The organism is Oscillibacter sp., assembly GCF_028693505.1.
Taxonomy (GTDB): domain Bacteria; phylum Bacillota; class Clostridia; order Oscillospirales; family Oscillospiraceae; genus Oscillibacter.
Genome location: NZ_JAQUVF010000003.1, coordinates 56,636 through 72,562, shown reverse-complemented (window position 1 = coordinate 72,562; position 15,927 = coordinate 56,636). Strand labels below are relative to the sequence as shown.

Sequence of the window (15,927 nt, the reverse complement as noted above, 5' to 3'; positions counted from 1 at the left end):
GCAAAGGAGCGTCTCCTATACGGAGGCGCTCCTTTTTTTACAGATGATGGTCCCGCAGGAGCTTTTTCGCCTGCTCCCACAGCTCGTCGCTGACCTCCTGCACCACGACCACCTGACGCACCAGCTCCGGCAGGGCGCTTACCAGCTCCGCCTGCACCAGAGATTCCGTGGTCAGGTCCGCCGAGGGACAACCCGCGCACTGCCCCAGCAGATTCACGTGCAGCACGCCGTCCTCCAGCCGATCCACTTTGATCTCTCCGCCGTGAGAGTGCAGAGTGGGCCGCACCTTCTCATCAAGGACCGCCTCGATCCGTTTCAACTCCTCATTCATGTGGGGATTCCTCCGTTTCTGCCGCTCCGGCGGCCTGAATTTCCTCCCGGATGCGATGCCGGGTATCGTCAAACAATAAGCAGGCGTCGCAGCCGAAATTCTCCACAAACCGGCTCTGGATCTCCTCCATGGCCCCCGGTTTCGTAAAATTTTATCTGAATTGAAAGTATATCATATTATTTCGCACTTTAACAGGTGCAATGCCCACAAAAAAATTTTTCAAATCCTCTTGACATTCCGTGCATGCTGTATATACTGTTCATGTACAGTACGAACGGAGGACGCCATGGAACTCATTATCCGAAATACGACCAGTCAGCCCATCTACGAGCAGATCGTATCCCAAATCAAAGCGCAGATTCTCTCCGGCACGCTTACGCCGGGGGAAGCACTGCCCTCTATCCGCTCCCTTGCCAAGGACCTGCGGATCTCCGTCATCACCACCAAGCGGGCCTATGACGAGCTGGAAGCCCAGGGGCTTTTGAACACCGTGGCGGGCAAGGGCTGCTTTGTGGCGGAAAAAAATCTGGAGCTGATCCGAGAACAGCGGCTCCGAGATCTGGAAGCCCACCTGAGCGCCGCGGTGGAAGCGGCCAAAAGCTGCGCGCTTTCCAAAGAGGAACTTATCAACATGCTGCGCATCCTGTCAGAGGAGGAATGACCATGAACGCCATCGAGCTTTCGCATATTTGCAAATCCTTCGGCTCCTTTTCCATTGAGGACCTGTGCCTGACGGTGCCCCGCGGCACCATCTGCGGACTGGCCGGTGAAAACGGGGCCGGAAAATCCACCACCATCCGTCTTTTGATGAATGCTCTGCGGCCCGACAGCGGCTTTGCCGCGGTGCTGGGCGTGGACACCGCCTCACCGGAGTTTCTGGCGGTGAAGGAGGACGTGGGCGTGGTGCTGGACGAGGCCTATTTCCCGGAGGTGCTCAGCGCCGCGCAGGTGGGAAAAATCATGGCCAAAACCTATCGCCGCTGGGACGGAGCCTGCTACGACGCTTATCTGGACCGCTTTGCCCTGCCGCCAAATAAAGCCTTTAAGGATTTTTCCCGGGGCATGAAAATGAAGCTGGCCATCGCCGTGGCACTGAGTCACCAGCCGCGACTGCTCATTTTGGACGAAGCCACCTCCGGGCTGGACCCCATCGTCCGGGACGAGGTACTGGAGCTGTTTAACGAGTTTACCCGGGAGGAGGACCACTCCATCCTCATCTCCTCCCACATTCTCTCGGACCTTGAAAAGCTTTGCGACTACATTGCGTTTCTCCACCAGGGACGGCTGCTGTTTTGCGAGGAAAAGGACGCGCTGCTGGAGAAATACGGCATCTTTGTGGGCACGGCGGAGCAGGCGGACAGTCTCCTGCGGGAGGCGGTGGTGGGCCGGGAGGCAAGCGGACTTGGCGGCGTCCGGGCGCTGGTGCGGCGCGCTGACGTGCCGGACAGCCTGACGCTGGAAAAGCCCACGCTGGAAGATATCATTCTCTTTACCGTAAAAGGAGGCAGAGCGTCATGAGGGCATTGGTTTTAAAGGATTGTTACGTCATCGGAAAGCAGCTGAAATTTTTTCTGCTGTTCATCCTCATCATGTCCGCGATTCCCAGCTCCTTTAACAACGCCTTCGCCGTGGTATACGCCGCCATGCTGCCCTATACTGCCATGGCCTACGACGAGCGGAGCCGATGGGACCAGATGACGGCTATGATGCCCTACTCCCGCCGGGACGTGGTGCTGGGCAAATACGCCTTTGGCTGGCTGTGCATTCTGGCGGCGGCGGGTCTGTCCGCAGTGGTCCAGCTGCTGCTGAGCATCTTCCCGTATTTTGGTGCCTTCTCCCCCATTGTCCTGTTGGTGTCCGTTTGCAGCGGCGTGTGCATTCTCTCCATCACTCTGCCGCTGATGTTCCGCTTCGGTGTGGAGAAGGGGCGGCTCGCCATGTTCTTCCTCATCTTTCTGGTCTGTGCCAGCGCCGGGACCATCGGCTCCATCTCCGACTCGGGCGCAAACTTTCTCACCGCCTACCGAGATGTGGCGCTGCTGGGACTGCCCCTTTTGGCGGTTGTCCTCACGCTGGTGTCCCTGCCGCTGTCCGTGTGGCTGTATGGCCGCCGGCAGCGCTGAGGCGCGCCGCCATGGAGGGAAAAACGCCGGTGCTCACGCCGGAGGATTTGACCGCCCTGCTGGAGCTGCTGGGCAAGGCGCTTTTGAAATAAAGAGCCGGGGAGCCATTTGCACCCCGCCATCGGCGTGGGGGGGTACTGCTTTGCAGTATGGGAATGCACCCCACATTTTCTTTGCTCTTGTGCAAAGAAAACGTGCCGTGCACGGTACAAAAGAAAAGCGCTTGGGGGTTTTGTCTTTCGCAAACCTTTGGTGCATCCAATAGACGCGAAACTACTCATTTGCGAAAGTCTGGCGCAGAAAATCGCATCGTCTCTGCTTCTGCGCCGCTGCCGCTCGCGGGTTAAAATTAAGCCAGCGGCAGCGAAAAGAGACGCAGGGGGCATCCCAACGCTCTCTGGCTTTGCCTTTTTCCGGCATCAAACTTGGCGCTTAAGGGCTGCAAATTCATGCTGCGCAAAAGCCCCACGCGGACACGAGGTCCCCGCCGCAAGGCTTTGCGGTGGGGTGTGTCCAAAGCGCCTTTTTCTTACACCGATCAAACGGCGCGTTCTACCCGCAAGGGGTATGCCACATCCGTAAGGCGGCGAAGCCGCCTTACGGATGTGCAATCTTTCGGCAAGACGAAAAAGAACGGGGGGTTTGAAGCCCTTTTGGCGGACTACCGCCAACTCATCCGCCCCTATGGACAAAAAGCGGCAGCCATGAAGCATCATGGCTGCCGCTTTTCGCAATATTCTTATCGGGCCATTTGGCGCTTTCTCAGCCCCACAGGGCGGACAGCATGGGAATGACCTGCTTTTTCCGCGACATGATTTTGGGCAAAAACGCACAGTTTTCCGCGCCCCGGATGTTGAACGCCTGCCGAATGGTGTCCTCGTCCCCCACAAACAGCAGCTGCGTCCCCTCCAGCAGCACGTCGGTAATCATCAAAACCACGGTGTTGAAGTGGCGCTCCTTCCGGACGGTGCCCATAGCCGCAAGGAATTCCTCCTTCCGGCCCAGCAGCCGCTCGGAGTCCATGCAGGTGATTTGGCTGACGGCCAGATCGTGTCCGGCAATGTGGAACTCTTTATAGTCCGTGCGCAGCATGGCTTCCACGGTTTTGTCGTCGCTGCTGGTGGCGGAGAAAATGGCGGTGCCCAGCTCCTCCAGCGAGACATTGGCGATGCGGGCCATCCGGTTTGCCATGTCGACATCCCGCTTGGTGCAGGTGGGCGACTTGAACATCACCGTGTCGGACACGATGGCGGCGGCCATCAAGCCGGCCATCTTGGCAGTGGGCATCAGCCCCTTTTCCTGATACATCCCGCCCACGATGGTGGTGGTGCTCCCCACCGGCTCGTTCCGGACATAGATGGGGTTTTTCGTCTCGATATCCGCCAGACGGTGGTGGTCCACGATCTCCAGAATTTCCGCCTGCTCCAGCCCGTTGACGGACTGGGCCCGCTCGTTGTGGTCCATCAGGATCACCCGCTTGCGGCGGGGGCGCAGCAAATGGAAGCGGGAGAGCGTTCCCACCACCCGCTCATTCTCATCCAGAATGGGGTAGGACCGGAACCGGCTTTCCAGCACGGTGTTTTGCACGTCGTCCACATAGTCGTCCAGATGGAAGCACACCATGTCCTGCTTTTTGCAGATTCTGCTGATGGGCTGGGCGTGGTGGATGAGGCGCACGGCGCGGTAAGGATCGTAAGGCGTGGAGATGATGCAGGTCTTTTTGCCCAGCTCCAGCAGCTCGTGAGAGACCTCCGCCTGACAAACCAGTACGCAGTTGGCCTCCATCTCCAGCGCCCGGCGGATCATATCCGGCTGGTCGCCGCACACCACGATGGTATTCCGGCCGGAAAACAGCAGGTTTTCCCGGCCCGCGGGCAGCGCGATGGTCACCGCGCCGGAGACCTCCTCCCACAGCTCGCTGCTCTCGTTGAGGATTTGCGCCTCCAGCACGGAGAGCAGGTTGTAAACGGGGATGTTGGCCACCCGGGGGTCCCGGACGGAGGTCATGTCATAGTTGGCAACGTCCCCGGCGGAAAGCATTCCGTAGAGCGTGCCGTCCTCGTTGGCGACCGGAATGGCGGAGATTTTATCCGCCTGCATCACCTGCCAGCCGCGGCTGATGGTGGCGGTAGCGGACAGGGTGGGCGGCGTATCGTAATCCAGGTCCTTGACCTGTGTGCGCACATCGCCGATGATCTTGGGCGGCTGAAAGTCAAATTGGTTCAATACGGTTTGGGTCTCGTCGCTGATCTGACCCAGACGGGCGGCTCTGTACTGCCGGTCCCCCAGCGCGTTTTTCAGCGCCGCATAGGCCATGGCGGAGACAATGGAGTCTGTGTCAGGGTTGCGGTGTCCGGTGATATAGACGGTATCCATAGTAACGTTTTCTCCTTTGGAATGTCTGATAGTCTGATTATGCCGTTCCGCCCCCCCTTTGTCAACGGGCGTGTTTGGAAAAAAAGTGTGCGGAAACGATTGCTTCCACACACTTTTAGAAATTTTTTTGTTTCTCCCCGAATTTTACAAAATCAGCAAATCCTTCGGCGCCTTTGTGAGGTTCCGGCAGCCGTCCTCCGTCAGCACGATCACGTCCTCGATCCGAACGCCCAGCTTCCCCGGCAGATACACGCCCGGCTCCGCGGAGATGACCGCGCCGGCGGGCAGGGGTTTTTCATTCATGGGGGAGGCGTTGGGGGCTTCGTGGATCTCCACGCCCACGCCGTGGCCAAAGCTGTGGCCGAAAAAGGCCCCGTATCCGGCGGCGTCGATCACCGCCCGGGCGGCCCCGTCCACCTCCCGCCCGGTCACGCCGGCCCGTGCTGCGTGTATCCCGGCCTGCTGGGCGCAAAGGACCGTTTGATATACCTTTTCCATCTCCTCCGTGGCATACCCCACCGCCACCGTCCGGGTCATGTCCGAGCAGTAGCCGTGATACACGCAGCCAAAATCCATGGTGACGAACTCCCCCTGCCCGATGGGCCGCTCAGAGGGAACGCCGTGGGGCAGGCTGCCGTTGGGGCCGGAGACCACGATGGGGTCAAAGGACATGTCCGACGCGCCGTAGTGCAGCATGAGATACTGCAAGCGGCCCGCCAGCTCTTTTTCCGTGACGCCGGGGCGGATCTCCTCTAAAATATCCGCCAAGGCCCGCTCCGCGATCCGCTGGGCCGCCGTCATGGCCTCCAGCTCCCCGGCGTCCTTCACCGAGCGCAGGCGCATCAAAAGCTCTGTCGCCGGGGTAAGATCGCAAAGGAGGACCTTATGGTAGTGCTCGTACTCCCGCACGGTCATACAGCCATCCTCAAAGCCCATGCGGCCGATCTGCTGCTGGGAGACCACCTCCGATACCAGCTCGGCGTATCCGCGGCCGTGGCCGATCTCCCGCAGCTCCGCCCCCTGTATCTGCCGCCGGGCGGCCTCCGTATACCGGGAATCCGTAAAATAATATGCGTTCTTTTCCGTGATGAGCGCCGCGCCGTCCCCTCCGGCGGAGTGGAATCCGGAGGCGTAAAAGCGGTTGGCCTCTCCCGTCAGCAGCAGCGCGTCCAGATTCCAAGCCTTCAACTGGGCGGCAATTTTTTGAAAACGATTCACGTTTGCGTCCTTTCCGCGCGCAGTCTTATGCGCGCTCCTGCTTTTCCGTGGCAGCCTTCACAAACCCAAAAAACAGGGGGTGTGGGCGGTCCGGGCGGCTTTTAAATTCCGGATGGAACTGCGCGCCCACAAACCACGGATGCTCCGGCAGCTCCACGATCTCCACCAAGCGCCCGTTGGGAGAAAGGCCCGCCAGAACCATTCCCTTGGCCTGCATCTGCTGGCGATACTCGTTGTTGAACTCAAAGCGGTGGCGATGCCGTTCGGAAATCTCCGCCGCCCCGTAGAGGGCGCGGCTGCGGCTGCCCTCAGTCAACTGGCAGGGATATTTGCCAAGGCGCATGGTGCCGCCCTTTTCCGTCACATTCACCTGATCGTTCATCAGGGCGATGACGGGATGGGCCGTGGTCTCGGAAAACTCCGCGGAGTTGGCGTCGCCATAGCCCAGCACGTGGCGGGCAAACTCAATGACCGCCATCTGCATCCCAAGGCAGATGCCAAGAAAGGGAATTTGATTCTCCCGGGCATAGCGCACGGCGCAGATCATGCCCTCGATGCCCCGGTCGCCAAAGCCGCCGGGCACCAGAATGCCGGTACAGCCCGCGAAAACTTCCGCCGCGTTCTTCTCCTCCAGCGCCTCGGAATCCACCCACCGGATCTCCACCGCCGCGTCGTTGGCGGTTCCCGCGTGGTTGAGGGACTCCACCACGGAGAGATAGGCGTCGTGCAGCTGCGTATACTTGCCCACCAGCGCAATGGTGACCTTCCTTACCGCCTGCTTTTCCCGCCGGACCATGGCGCTCCACTCCCGCAGGTCAGGCTGGTGGGTGATGAGTCCCAGCTTGCGGCACACCACCTCGTCCAGTCCCTCTTCGGCCATCAGCAAGGGCACTTCGTAGAGCGTCTCCGCCGTGGTGTTTTGGATGACGCAGTCCGGCTCCACATTGCAAAAAAGAGCGATCTTGCGCCGGACGTCCTCCGTGATGGGCGCGTCGCACCGGCACACCAGCACATCCGGCTGGATGCCAAGGGACAGTAGCTCCTTCACCGAGTGCTGAGTGGGCTTGCTCTTGAGCTCGCCGGAGCCGGGGATCTGCACGATCAGGGGCACATGGATGAACACCACGTCCCCCCGGGGCCGCTCCGACGCCACCTGCCGGATGGCCTCCAGAAACGGCTGGGACTCAATATCGCCCACGGTGCCGCCGATCTCGCTGATGACCACGTCCACATCGTCCCCCGCCATGGCATAGACCCGGCTTTTGATCTCATTGGTGATGTGGGGAATGATCTGGACGGTAGCGCCCAGATAGTCCCCCCGGCGCTCCCGGTTCAAAACGGACCAGTAGATCTTTCCGGAGGAGACGGAGCTGTTGCCGCTGAGGTTTTCATCCACAAAGCGCTCGTAGTGCCCAAGGTCCAAATCCGTCTCGGCGCCGTCGTCCGTGACAAATACCTCCCCGTGCTGATAGGGACTCATCGTGCCGGGGTCCACATTGATATAGGGGTCGAATTTCTGGTTGCGGACCCGAATGCCGCGCTGCTTCAAGAGTCTCCCCAGAGACGCCGCGCAAATCCCCTTTCCAAGGCCGGACACCACGCCGCCGGTCACAAATACAAATTTCGTTGACATACCGCTCACCTTACCTTTCCACACAACAGTTTCCTCAAAAAGCGTGGTTTGTACCCGCACCGCGGACAAAACGGTCCATTTTTTGAAACAAAAAAGACACCGTCGGACCATTTTGCGGCTAAAAGTCCCACTCTCTTTCGGGACGTTCAGCTGCGATCCACGGTGTCGCCGGTGTGTTCGATTGTTGCCGATGCGGCCGAAACCGCAAACCGCTGCCAAAGCTTTTCCAAAATACTTTCCCAATATAGCACCCTCATCCCCCCTTGTCAATGTTCCGTTTTTCGCGGTTCCTTTCCCCTTTTTCTGTTTTGTCAACGCCTCAGGGTTTGATTTTTCAGCCCTTATTTAAAAATGGCGTCCGGACGAGCAATACGCTGGATATATTTTGTAAAAATTGACGATTGACTTTACCCCTTTAAAGCTGTATGTTGTAAAAGTGGATTGAAAGAACCGCCGGGTGCACAGTCCTCCGGCGCGTCTGATGTCCCGCCCCATTTTTATGAAGCGTTTCGCGCACTTCAATCACAAGGAGAGTTTGATGATGAAAAAGAAGTTGCTTGCATCCCTTTTGGCTGGCGCCATGGCGCTGAGTCTGGCCGCCTGCGGCGGCACGAAGGAAGCCGCCGAAACCGGAAAGACCGACGCGCCTGCCAAGACCTACAAGGTCGGCATCTGCCAACTGGTGACCCACGAGGCGCTGGACGCCGCGACGCAGGGTTTTCAGGATGCATTGAAGGAAAAGCTGGGCGACGCCGTGGAGTTCGATCTCCAGAATGCCGCCGGTGACCCCGCCACCTGCGCCACCATTGCCAACGGCTTCGCTTCCTCCGGCGTGGACCTCATCATGGCCAACGCCACCCCCGCCTTGCAGGCCTCCGTCGCCGCCACCGCCGACATCCCCATTCTGGGCACCTCCGTCACGGAATACGGCGTGGCGCTGGGCATCAAGGACTTCACTGGCACGGTGGGCACCAACGTCTCCGGCACCTCGGACCTTGCCCCGCTGGACCAGCAGGCGGCCATGATCAAGGAGTGGTTCCCGGACGCCAAGACCGTGGGCCTTCTCTACTGCTCCGCCGAGGCCAACAGCCAGTATCAGGTGGATACCGTGCAGTCGGAGCTTGAAAAGCTGGGCTACACCTGCGCCCAGTATCCCTTCTCCGACTCCAATGATATCGCCTCTGTGACGCAAAATGCCGTCAACAACAGCGAGATCATCTATGTCCCCACCGACAATACCGTGGCCTCCAACACCGGCGTTGTGGATAACATCTGCCGTCCCAACGGCATCCCCGTGTTCTGCGGCGAGGAAGGCATTGCCAAGGGCTGCGGCGTGGCCACGCTCTCCATCAGCTATTACGATCTGGGCGTCGCCACCGGCGAGATGGCCGCCAAGATCCTCACCGGTGAGGCTGATGTCTCCGAAATGCCCATCGAGTACGCTCCCCAGTTTGTGAAGAAGTACAACGGGGACATCTGCACGGAGCTGGGCATCACCCCGCCCGACGGGTACGAAGCCATCGGCTAATTGCCCCTTTCTCCATAAAAAAACAAAAGACGACGGAAAAAGGCTTTCCTTTTCCGTCGCTTTTTGCTATACTATTGAAGTCTATAACCTTTTTTGAGGGGGAAACTTTGATTATGCTGGATTTCATCAACGCACTTCCCGGTGCCATTTCTCAGGGACTGGTCTGGGGCGTCATGGCCATCGGCGTGTACATCACCTACAAGCTGCTGGACATCGCCGATCTGACCGTGGACGGTTCCTTCTGTACCGGCGGCGCCATTTTTGTGGTTCTCTTTTCAAGCGGCGTCAACATCTGGCTTGCCATGCTGGCCGCCGTGGCGCTGGGGATGCTGGCGGGCATGGTCACCGGCTTGCTGCACACCTTCTGCGGCATTCCCGCCATCCTCGCCGGAATCCTCACCCAGCTGGGTCTCTGGTCCGTCAACCTCGCCATCATGAGCATGAAGGCCAACGTGTCCATCAACGTCACCAGCAAGGAATCTCTTGACCGCCTGCTGGTCTCGCTGCGCTTTGTGCAGGACGTGGCTAAGGGGAACCGGCCCTTCTGGCAGCATCCCATCTTTGTGGTGGGCCTTTTCACGGCCGTCATCATTTTGCTGCTGTACTGGTTTTTCGGCACGGAGCTGGGCTGTTCCTTGCGGGCCACCGGCTCCAACGCCAACATGGCGCGGGCACAGGGCATCAACACCGATTTCACGAAGGTCCTGGGGCTGATGATCTCCAACGGTCTGGTGGCGCTCTCCGGCGCGCTGCTGGCCCAGTACCAGAGCTATGCCGACATCAACATGGGCCGCGGCGCCATCGTCATCGGCCTTGCCGCCGTCATCATCGGCGAGGTCATTTTCGGCAAGTTCTTCCGCAACTTCGGTCTTTGCCTACTGGCTGTCTCCGTGGGCGCCATTTTGTACTACATCGTCATTCAGGCCGTCTTGTCCATGGGCCTGAACTCCAACTACCTCAAGCTGCTCTCCGCCACCGTGGTGGGCCTGTTTTTGGCCGTGCCCTACTGGAGAGGAAAATATGTCCATGTCAAGGTAAAACCCGCCCATACGGAAGCCACGGCAGGAGGTGCGCGCAATGCTTGAGATCAAAGAAATCTTTAAAACCTTCAACGCCGGCACGGTGAATGAAAAGCAGGCTCTGCGCGGCGTGAATCTGACGCTGAACGAGGGTGATTTCTGCACGGTGATCGGCGGAAACGGCGCAGGAAAATCCACCATGCTCAACGCCGTGGCGGGGGTGTGGACCGTGGACGCGGGCACCATCTCCATTGGCGGAACGGATGTGACCCGTCTGCCGGAATACAGGCGGGCGGCCTTCATCGGCCGCGTGTTTCAAGACCCCATGATGGGCACCGCGCCCACCATGCAGATCGTGGAAAATCTGGCGCTGGCCGCTCGCCGGGGTCAGTCTCGAGGGCTTGGCTGGGGCATCACCAAGGCGGAGAAGGAGCAATATCAGCAGATGCTGCAAAATCTGGATTTGGGCCTCGAGAGCCGCCTCACCAGCAAGGTGGGCCTGCTTTCCGGCGGGCAGCGGCAGGCGCTGACGCTGCTGATGGCCTCCCTGAAAAAGCCCAAGCTGCTGCTGCTGGATGAGCACACCGCCGCGCTGGACCCCAAGACCGCGGCAAAGGTTTTGGAGCTGTCTGACCGCATTGTGGCGGAAAATCACCTCACCACCATGATGGTCACCCACAACATGAAGGACGCCATTGCCCACGGCAACCGGCTCATTATGCTGTACGACGGGCGGATCGTGATCGATGTGTCCGGCGAGGAGAAGAAAAAGCTGACGGTTCCCCAGCTGCTGGAGCTGTTCGGCAAAGTCAGCGGAAGCGACGAAGCCGACGACAAACTGCTGCTTTCCTAAAAACAAGACGCCCCCTGATGCTTTGCATCAGGGGGCGTTATTATGCGTTCAGCAAAAGCCGGATCATCTCCTCCGCCGGATCGATCAGCGGCAGGCTTGTCCGCTGGGCCAGCGCAGCCTTCAGATAGGGGAAATGGGTGCAGCCCAGAATCAGGGCCTCCATCCCACAAAGCCGAAACCACTCCGCAAGCTGCGGCAGCTGATGGCGCAGCACCAGCGACGAAGGCTCCTCCCCCGCCTCAATGGATAAAACCACCGGCAGGGCGCAGGCGCCCAGCATTTCCAGCGCCGGGTTTGCAACAAACAGCGTGCGCTCAATGCCGGAAAGCCCCTGGGCGTTGGCGGCAAGGATACCCAGACGCCGGTATTGGGGCGCCAGCTTCCGATAGACGTCCAGCGGGGTCACAATGTGCATCTCCGTCTCCGCCGCCAGAGGCGGAAAGTCCACCGCGGAGGAGAGGGAGTTACAATATACAAAGGCGCTGCGGCAGCCCCGAGCCCTGGCATTTTCCAGAACGCCCCGCACCACGGCGTTCTTTTCCGTCTGGGAGGAAATTTGAAATGCCGTTTGCCGCCGGGGATCGTCCGATAGCGGATAGGCAAGGCCCGAAAGCCCTGCCGACGCCAAACACTCCACGCCCATGCGGGCGTCCACAGGCGTCCCCGTTAAAACCGCAATGGATTCCATTCTGTGCGCCTCCCCCATCAATCCAGCTTTTTGGGGAAATTTCCGAAGATGCGGGTCCCCTCCTGCACCGTCACAAAGGCATGGGGATCGATGGTCTGCACGGCATGGAGCAGCTCCTCGATCTCAAATTTGGAAAGGCACACGCAAAGCACATGCACATTCTCCCCGGTATAGGCGCCCACGCCCGTCCAGTAGGTGACGCTGCGGCCAAGCTTGTCGATAATAAAGTGTCCCAGCGCGCTCTCATCCTCCCGGGTAAAGATGAAGGCCTGCACAGCCACGTTTTGCTGATGCAGCCGATCCACCACCATGGAGGTGAAGAACACATAGATCACAGAGTAAATGGCCGCCTCCGGCGAGAAGAGGAGCAGACAGGCGGCATACAGGAACACATTAAAGGTAATGGAAAATCTGCCCACGGTAAAATTGCTTCCCCGCTTGCTCAGGCAAAGGCCGATGATGTCCAGTCCGCCGCTGCTGCACCCGCAGGTGAGCACAATGCCGCTGCCAACGCCGGTGAGGATTCCGCCCAGCAGACAGGCGGTGAGATAGTCGTCGATGATCGGCACGGTGGGAACGGGGATGATGCTGTAAAAAAGTGAATAGGAAAGCGTGCAGATCAGTGTTTTGACCACCAGCGCCTTTCCAAGAATCTTGTACGCAAACAGCAAAATAGGAATGTTCACCAAAAAGTACAAAACACCGGCGATATCATAGGGTCCGAAATTCACGCCCAGATACGTTTGCAGCAGTGTGCGGATCAGCTGGCACACGCCCATCGCGCCGCCGGTATAAAGATGCAGGGGGACAATGAACAGATTCAGCGCAACGGCCGCGATCAATTCTCCCACCACAGCGGCGATCAAACGCAACCATCGGTTATGCAGAGTGTTATATAGCATGATTGAATCCTCCCGGTCATTCCTTCGGACCTGACGCGGTCCTTCCACAGCAATTATACGGGTTCAAATGGAAAACCACAAGAGGGAAATGTAATGAGGTGACACCGCATAAAGATTGTGCGCGAATGGCGAAAACTATGCAAGTAGCACATAGGCAAAGCCGTCAGGCGGTTTTTGTGCGGCGCTGCCTTTACAGACTATACCGCAAAGAGCGGTACAAGCGCCGCTTGGCCCGGCGGATGGTGCGGGACACCGTGGAGCAGTTTACCCCCAGCTGCCCGGCAATTTGCGGCATGGTCATCCCCTGATCGTAGTAAAGGGCCAACACTTGCCGCTGACGAGCCGTCAGATCCTGCTGCCTGGCCCGGCGAAGATTTTGAAAAAGGCGGGTCAGGAGCTCCGAGTTGTCGTTGGCATTTTCCTGCAGCCAAACAACCATGTCTCCCAGCCATTCGCTGCTGCGGGCGTCAAAATCCCGGTTTCTCATCCGTGGCGCCTCCTGTCGTAATAGTGCGCCGTGCGGCGCGTCATGTCCCGCATGTCCCGCCACAGCGGCAGCAGCTCCTCGATGCGGCGCTCAAGCGCGCGGGCATGCTCCAGGTCCTGCTGCGCCTGCCGGCGCAACTCCTGCATGCGATTGTAGATGATCGCGGCGCTGTCCGCATACAGAAACGACAATTCGATCAACGTCATTGCAAAGTCTCCCTTCCCCGTGTTTCGTGGCAGGCGCACAGCTCCTGCCGGGCAAATTCCGCAAGACAGTCCGCGCACACACGGCTGCCGTTGCAGGCCCAATATTCCTCTCCCTCCGTGATCTCCCGAGCGCACAATGTGCACAGCAACGTATGCCGCCCCGGGCGGCAATGGACTCTATGCATCAGGCTTTCTCCTTTCAATCAAACAAAACAATCAAACAAAATGCGAAAAAGATGTTGACAAAACGCGATTCATCTGATAAGATAAATCCTGCTGTTGGAACTGCTGGTGTAGCTCAGCTGGTAGAGCAGCTGATTTGTAATCAGCAGGTCGGGGGTTCGAATCCGTCCACCAGCTCCAAACGAATATGGGAGAGTTCCAGAGCGGTCAAATGGGGCAGACTGTAAATCTGTTGCCTTCGGCTTCGGTGGTTCGAATCCACCCTCTCCCACCAAAAATCCTGAATGCGCAAGCATTCGGGATTTTTTTATTTGCTGTACGCTGCTTGCAGACTTTGCGACGGCTTTTTGCCCGGTTCGACAAGTTCTTGTAAATTCAGCCGTTATTTACAAGTTTCTTGTGAATACAGATACATTAACACAAGTTTCTTGTGATGTCAAGATTATTTTTACAAGAAACTTGTGAAAAATAAATTGACAGGTGTGCTGAAATCGGGTAGGATAAGGAAAGAAGATTGAGGAGGTGACGGCTATGAAATTTGGAGAGCGCATGCAGCTTCGCCGGGAAGAGATCGGCTTGTCCCGGGCAGAGCTTGCGGCATTGCTGGGCGTGTCACCTTCCGCGGTCAGCAACTATGAAAAGAATATCAGCTTTCCCAAGGAAGAGGTTATGCTCCGCCTGTTCGACTGTCTGGACACGGACCCCAACGTGCTGTTTCAGGACAGCTTTCATCGGGCAAGGCAGGTGCTCTCGCATACCGAGCGGCAGCTGATCGACCATTACCGGGGCCTTTCCCCCAAGGGACGGGAGACGGTATGCTCCGTGGTGGACGCGCTGTGCGCCTATCGGGACGATTTGGAGACCGCCAGAGAACCGGCGCAGGAGCCTCGGGTCATTCCGCTGTACCGGAGCCCCGCAGCCGCGGGATACGCCGCGCCGGTGTTTGGGGAGGACTTTGACTATACACCCGTTACAGACGAGGTGCCTCAGGCGGCGGAGTTTGCCGTCCGCATTCAGGGCGATTCCATGGCCCCCTTCATTGCAGACGGCTCCGTGGCCTATGTGAACCGGGACCCGCTCAAAGCGGGCGACGTGGGCATTTTCTGCGTGGATGGAGACATCTTGTGCAAACAATATTACAAGGACCCGGCGGGCATTGTGTATCTGTTTTCCCTGAATCGGGCCCGGGCGGACGCGGATGTGATGTTCACCCCCTCCAGCGGCCGCATGCTGGTCTGCTTTGGAAGGGTCATCGTCCACGCCCCGCCACTGCCGGGAAAAGCATAAAAAAACGAGCCGCAGCTGCGGCTCGTTTTTTCTCTCAGACAATAAAGCCTCCGTCGGCGGTAAGCACCTGCCCCGTGAGGAAGGACGCCTTTTGGGAGGCCAAAAAGGCCACCGCCTGCGCGATATCCCGGGGCGTACCCAGCCGCCCCAGCGGGGTCTGCTCCACCAGCAAGGATCGGGTCTCCTCCCCCAGCATCCGGACCATGTCCGTTTCAATGCAGCCCGGCGCCACCGCGTTTACCCGAATGCCGGAGGGGGCCAGCTCCAGGGCCAGTGAACGGGTCAGTCCCACCACCGCCGCCTTGGAACAGGCGTAGGCCACCTCGCAGCTGGCGCCCCGCAGACCCCAGATGGAGGAAATATTGACGATGCAGCCCCGTTTTTCATGCAGCATCCGGGGCAGCACAGCCTGAATGGTATTTTTGGCGCCGGTGAGATTTACCGCCAGCGTCCTGTCCCAATCCGCGTCGCTGAGGTCCTGAAAAAGGCCCTGACGGGAAATGCCCGCATTGTTCACCAGAAGGGCAACGCCCCCCCAGTCCTCCTCCACAGCCCGCACCATGGCCTCCACCGCTGCGCGGTCCGCCACGTCGGCGCACACCGCCATGGCCTCCCCCCCGCCTGCGCGGATGTGGCAGGCCACCTCCTCGGCAGCTTCCCGGCGCTCCAGATAATTGATGCAGACGGCCCAGCCCTCCGCCGCCAGTTCTTCGGCAATGGCACGCCCGATCCCCCGGGAAGCGCCGGTAATCAATGCAACCTGTCTCATAAAAGGAGTTCTCCTGTTCCTGTTGTTTTTTGATTTGAAAAGCGTGGTAAATCAGAAAAAAGATGTTGACAAATGGGGAAAGTTCGTGTATTCTATATACGTTCCGCTTCGGACGATTAGCTCAGCTGGCTAGAGCACCTGCTTGACGTGCAGGGGGTCACAGGTTCGAGTCCTGTATCGTCCACCATAAAAACCTTAGAGCCGCAACGGCTCTGAGGTTTTTCTTTTTTAAAATCTTGCAAGCTGTTGATAATTTGTTGACAACCGTCATTTTATTCTCTTCATTGTCTTTTTATTTTGAGCACTTTCTGAAAATCTGGCCTT

Annotated in this window: 18 protein-coding genes and 3 tRNA genes; 10 read left to right on the top strand and 11 right to left on the bottom strand. The window is 58.6% G+C overall.

What is annotated here, in order from left to right; translation table 11 throughout:
- Window positions 1–37: 37 nt before the first annotated feature.
- On the bottom strand, window positions 38–331 hold the full coding sequence (locus PHI30_RS01790) for a NifU family protein (protein ID WP_300023084.1): 294 nt from the start codon (window positions 329–331) through the stop codon (window positions 38–40).
- Window positions 324–461 (bottom strand): hypothetical protein, encoded by a 138-nt coding sequence (locus PHI30_RS01785; RefSeq protein ID WP_300023081.1) that lies wholly within the window; start codon window positions 459–461, stop codon window positions 324–326. The genes PHI30_RS01790 and PHI30_RS01785 overlap by 8 nt, the downstream gene beginning before the upstream one ends.
- 156 nt (window positions 462–617) lie before the next feature.
- Between PHI30_RS01785 and PHI30_RS01780 the strand changes: the two genes are divergently transcribed.
- Genes PHI30_RS01780 through PHI30_RS01770 form a run of 3 tightly spaced genes read left to right on the top strand, consistent with a single transcriptional unit; the run spans window position 618 to window position 2,454 of the window.
- Window positions 618–992: a GntR family transcriptional regulator gene (locus PHI30_RS01780; RefSeq protein ID WP_300023079.1), complete on the top strand. Its 375-nt coding sequence runs from the start codon at window positions 618–620 to the stop codon at window positions 990–992.
- A gap of 2 nt (window positions 993–994) precedes the next feature.
- Complete coding sequence (locus tag PHI30_RS01775) at window positions 995–1,849, top strand: ABC transporter ATP-binding protein (protein ID WP_300023076.1); 855 nt, start codon at window positions 995–997, stop codon at window positions 1,847–1,849.
- A complete protein-coding gene (locus PHI30_RS01770; RefSeq protein WP_300023073.1) occupies window positions 1,846–2,454 on the top strand; it encodes an ABC-2 transporter permease in 609 nt (202 codons plus the stop codon). Before PHI30_RS01775 ends, PHI30_RS01770 begins: the two co-directional genes overlap by 4 nt.
- 762 nt (window positions 2,455–3,216) lie before the next feature.
- On the opposite strand, the gene PHI30_RS01765 is transcribed toward PHI30_RS01770, so the two are convergent.
- The 3 genes from PHI30_RS01765 to PHI30_RS01755 all read right to left on the bottom strand — a co-directional run bounded on the left by PHI30_RS01765 (window position 3,217) and on the right by PHI30_RS01755 (window position 7,681).
- Window positions 3,217–4,830 (bottom strand): putative manganese-dependent inorganic diphosphatase, encoded by a 1,614-nt coding sequence (locus PHI30_RS01765; RefSeq protein WP_300023070.1) that lies wholly within the window; start codon window positions 4,828–4,830, stop codon window positions 3,217–3,219.
- Window positions 4,831–4,974: 144 nt separating this feature from the next.
- Window positions 4,975–6,048 carry a Xaa-Pro peptidase family protein gene (locus tag PHI30_RS01760; protein WP_300023067.1) on the bottom strand — a complete coding sequence of 358 codons (1,074 nt, stop codon included), beginning with the start codon at window positions 6,046–6,048 and terminating at the stop codon, window positions 4,975–4,977.
- A 25-nt stretch (window positions 6,049–6,073) separates the two neighbouring features.
- Window positions 6,074–7,681, bottom strand: coding sequence for a CTP synthase (locus tag PHI30_RS01755; protein ID WP_300023065.1), 1,608 nt, complete (start codon window positions 7,679–7,681; stop codon window positions 6,074–6,076).
- A gap of 541 nt (window positions 7,682–8,222) precedes the next feature.
- Here PHI30_RS01755 and PHI30_RS01750 point away from each other — a divergent pair.
- From PHI30_RS01750 to PHI30_RS01740, 3 genes are all read left to right on the top strand, one after another.
- Complete coding sequence (locus tag PHI30_RS01750; protein ID WP_300023064.1) at window positions 8,223–9,209, top strand: ABC transporter substrate-binding protein; 987 nt, start codon at window positions 8,223–8,225, stop codon at window positions 9,207–9,209.
- Between the two features lie 113 nt (window positions 9,210–9,322).
- The gene (locus PHI30_RS01745) at window positions 9,323–10,294 is read left to right on the top strand and encodes an ABC transporter permease (protein ID WP_300023144.1); all 972 of its coding nucleotides are present in this window, start codon (window positions 9,323–9,325) and stop codon (window positions 10,292–10,294) included.
- Entirely contained in the window at window positions 10,287–11,081 is a 795-nt protein-coding gene (locus tag PHI30_RS01740; protein WP_300023061.1) for an ABC transporter ATP-binding protein, read from the top strand. Before PHI30_RS01745 ends, PHI30_RS01740 begins: the two co-directional genes overlap by 8 nt.
- Before the next feature lie 40 nt (window positions 11,082–11,121).
- On the opposite strand, the gene PHI30_RS01735 is transcribed toward PHI30_RS01740, so the two are convergent.
- The 5 genes from PHI30_RS01735 to PHI30_RS01715 form a co-directional block, all read right to left on the bottom strand.
- On the bottom strand, window positions 11,122–11,769 hold the full coding sequence (locus PHI30_RS01735; RefSeq protein WP_300023058.1) for an aspartate/glutamate racemase family protein: 648 nt from the start codon (window positions 11,767–11,769) through the stop codon (window positions 11,122–11,124).
- Window positions 11,770–11,786: 17 nt separating this feature from the next.
- Window positions 11,787–12,671: a YitT family protein gene (locus tag PHI30_RS01730; protein WP_300023055.1), complete on the bottom strand. Its 885-nt coding sequence runs from the start codon at window positions 12,669–12,671 to the stop codon at window positions 11,787–11,789.
- Between the two features lie 190 nt (window positions 12,672–12,861).
- On the bottom strand, window positions 12,862–13,158 hold the full coding sequence (locus tag PHI30_RS01725) for a sigma-70 family RNA polymerase sigma factor (RefSeq protein ID WP_300023052.1): 297 nt from the start codon (window positions 13,156–13,158) through the stop codon (window positions 12,862–12,864).
- Complete coding sequence (locus PHI30_RS01720; protein WP_300023049.1) at window positions 13,155–13,364, bottom strand: hypothetical protein; 210 nt, start codon at window positions 13,362–13,364, stop codon at window positions 13,155–13,157. The genes PHI30_RS01725 and PHI30_RS01720 overlap by 4 nt, the downstream gene beginning before the upstream one ends.
- Complete coding sequence (locus tag PHI30_RS01715; protein ID WP_300023047.1) at window positions 13,361–13,549, bottom strand: hypothetical protein; 189 nt, start codon at window positions 13,547–13,549, stop codon at window positions 13,361–13,363. Before PHI30_RS01715 ends, PHI30_RS01720 begins: the two co-directional genes overlap by 4 nt.
- 102 nt (window positions 13,550–13,651) lie before the next feature.
- Here PHI30_RS01715 and PHI30_RS01710 point away from each other — a divergent pair.
- The 3 genes from PHI30_RS01710 (at window position 13,652) to PHI30_RS01700 (ending at window position 14,834) form a co-directional block, all read left to right on the top strand.
- Window positions 13,652–13,727: transfer RNA gene (locus PHI30_RS01710), tRNA-Thr, on the top strand.
- 9 nt (window positions 13,728–13,736) lie between these two features.
- Window positions 13,737–13,821, top strand: a tRNA-Tyr gene (locus tag PHI30_RS01705).
- A gap of 257 nt (window positions 13,822–14,078) precedes the next feature.
- A complete protein-coding gene (locus PHI30_RS01700; protein ID WP_300023044.1) occupies window positions 14,079–14,834 on the top strand; it encodes a LexA family transcriptional regulator in 756 nt (251 codons plus the stop codon).
- Window positions 14,835–14,868: 34 nt separating this feature from the next.
- Here the strand turns inward: PHI30_RS01700 and fabG are convergent, their stop codons facing one another.
- Window positions 14,869–15,603 carry a 3-oxoacyl-ACP reductase FabG gene (gene fabG, locus PHI30_RS01695; protein WP_300023041.1) on the bottom strand — a complete coding sequence of 245 codons (735 nt, stop codon included), beginning with the start codon at window positions 15,601–15,603 and terminating at the stop codon, window positions 14,869–14,871.
- 110 nt (window positions 15,604–15,713) lie between these two features.
- Here fabG and PHI30_RS01690 point away from each other — a divergent pair.
- A tRNA-Val gene (locus PHI30_RS01690) sits at window positions 15,714–15,790 on the top strand.
- The last annotated feature ends 137 nt before the right edge of the window (window positions 15,791–15,927 follow it).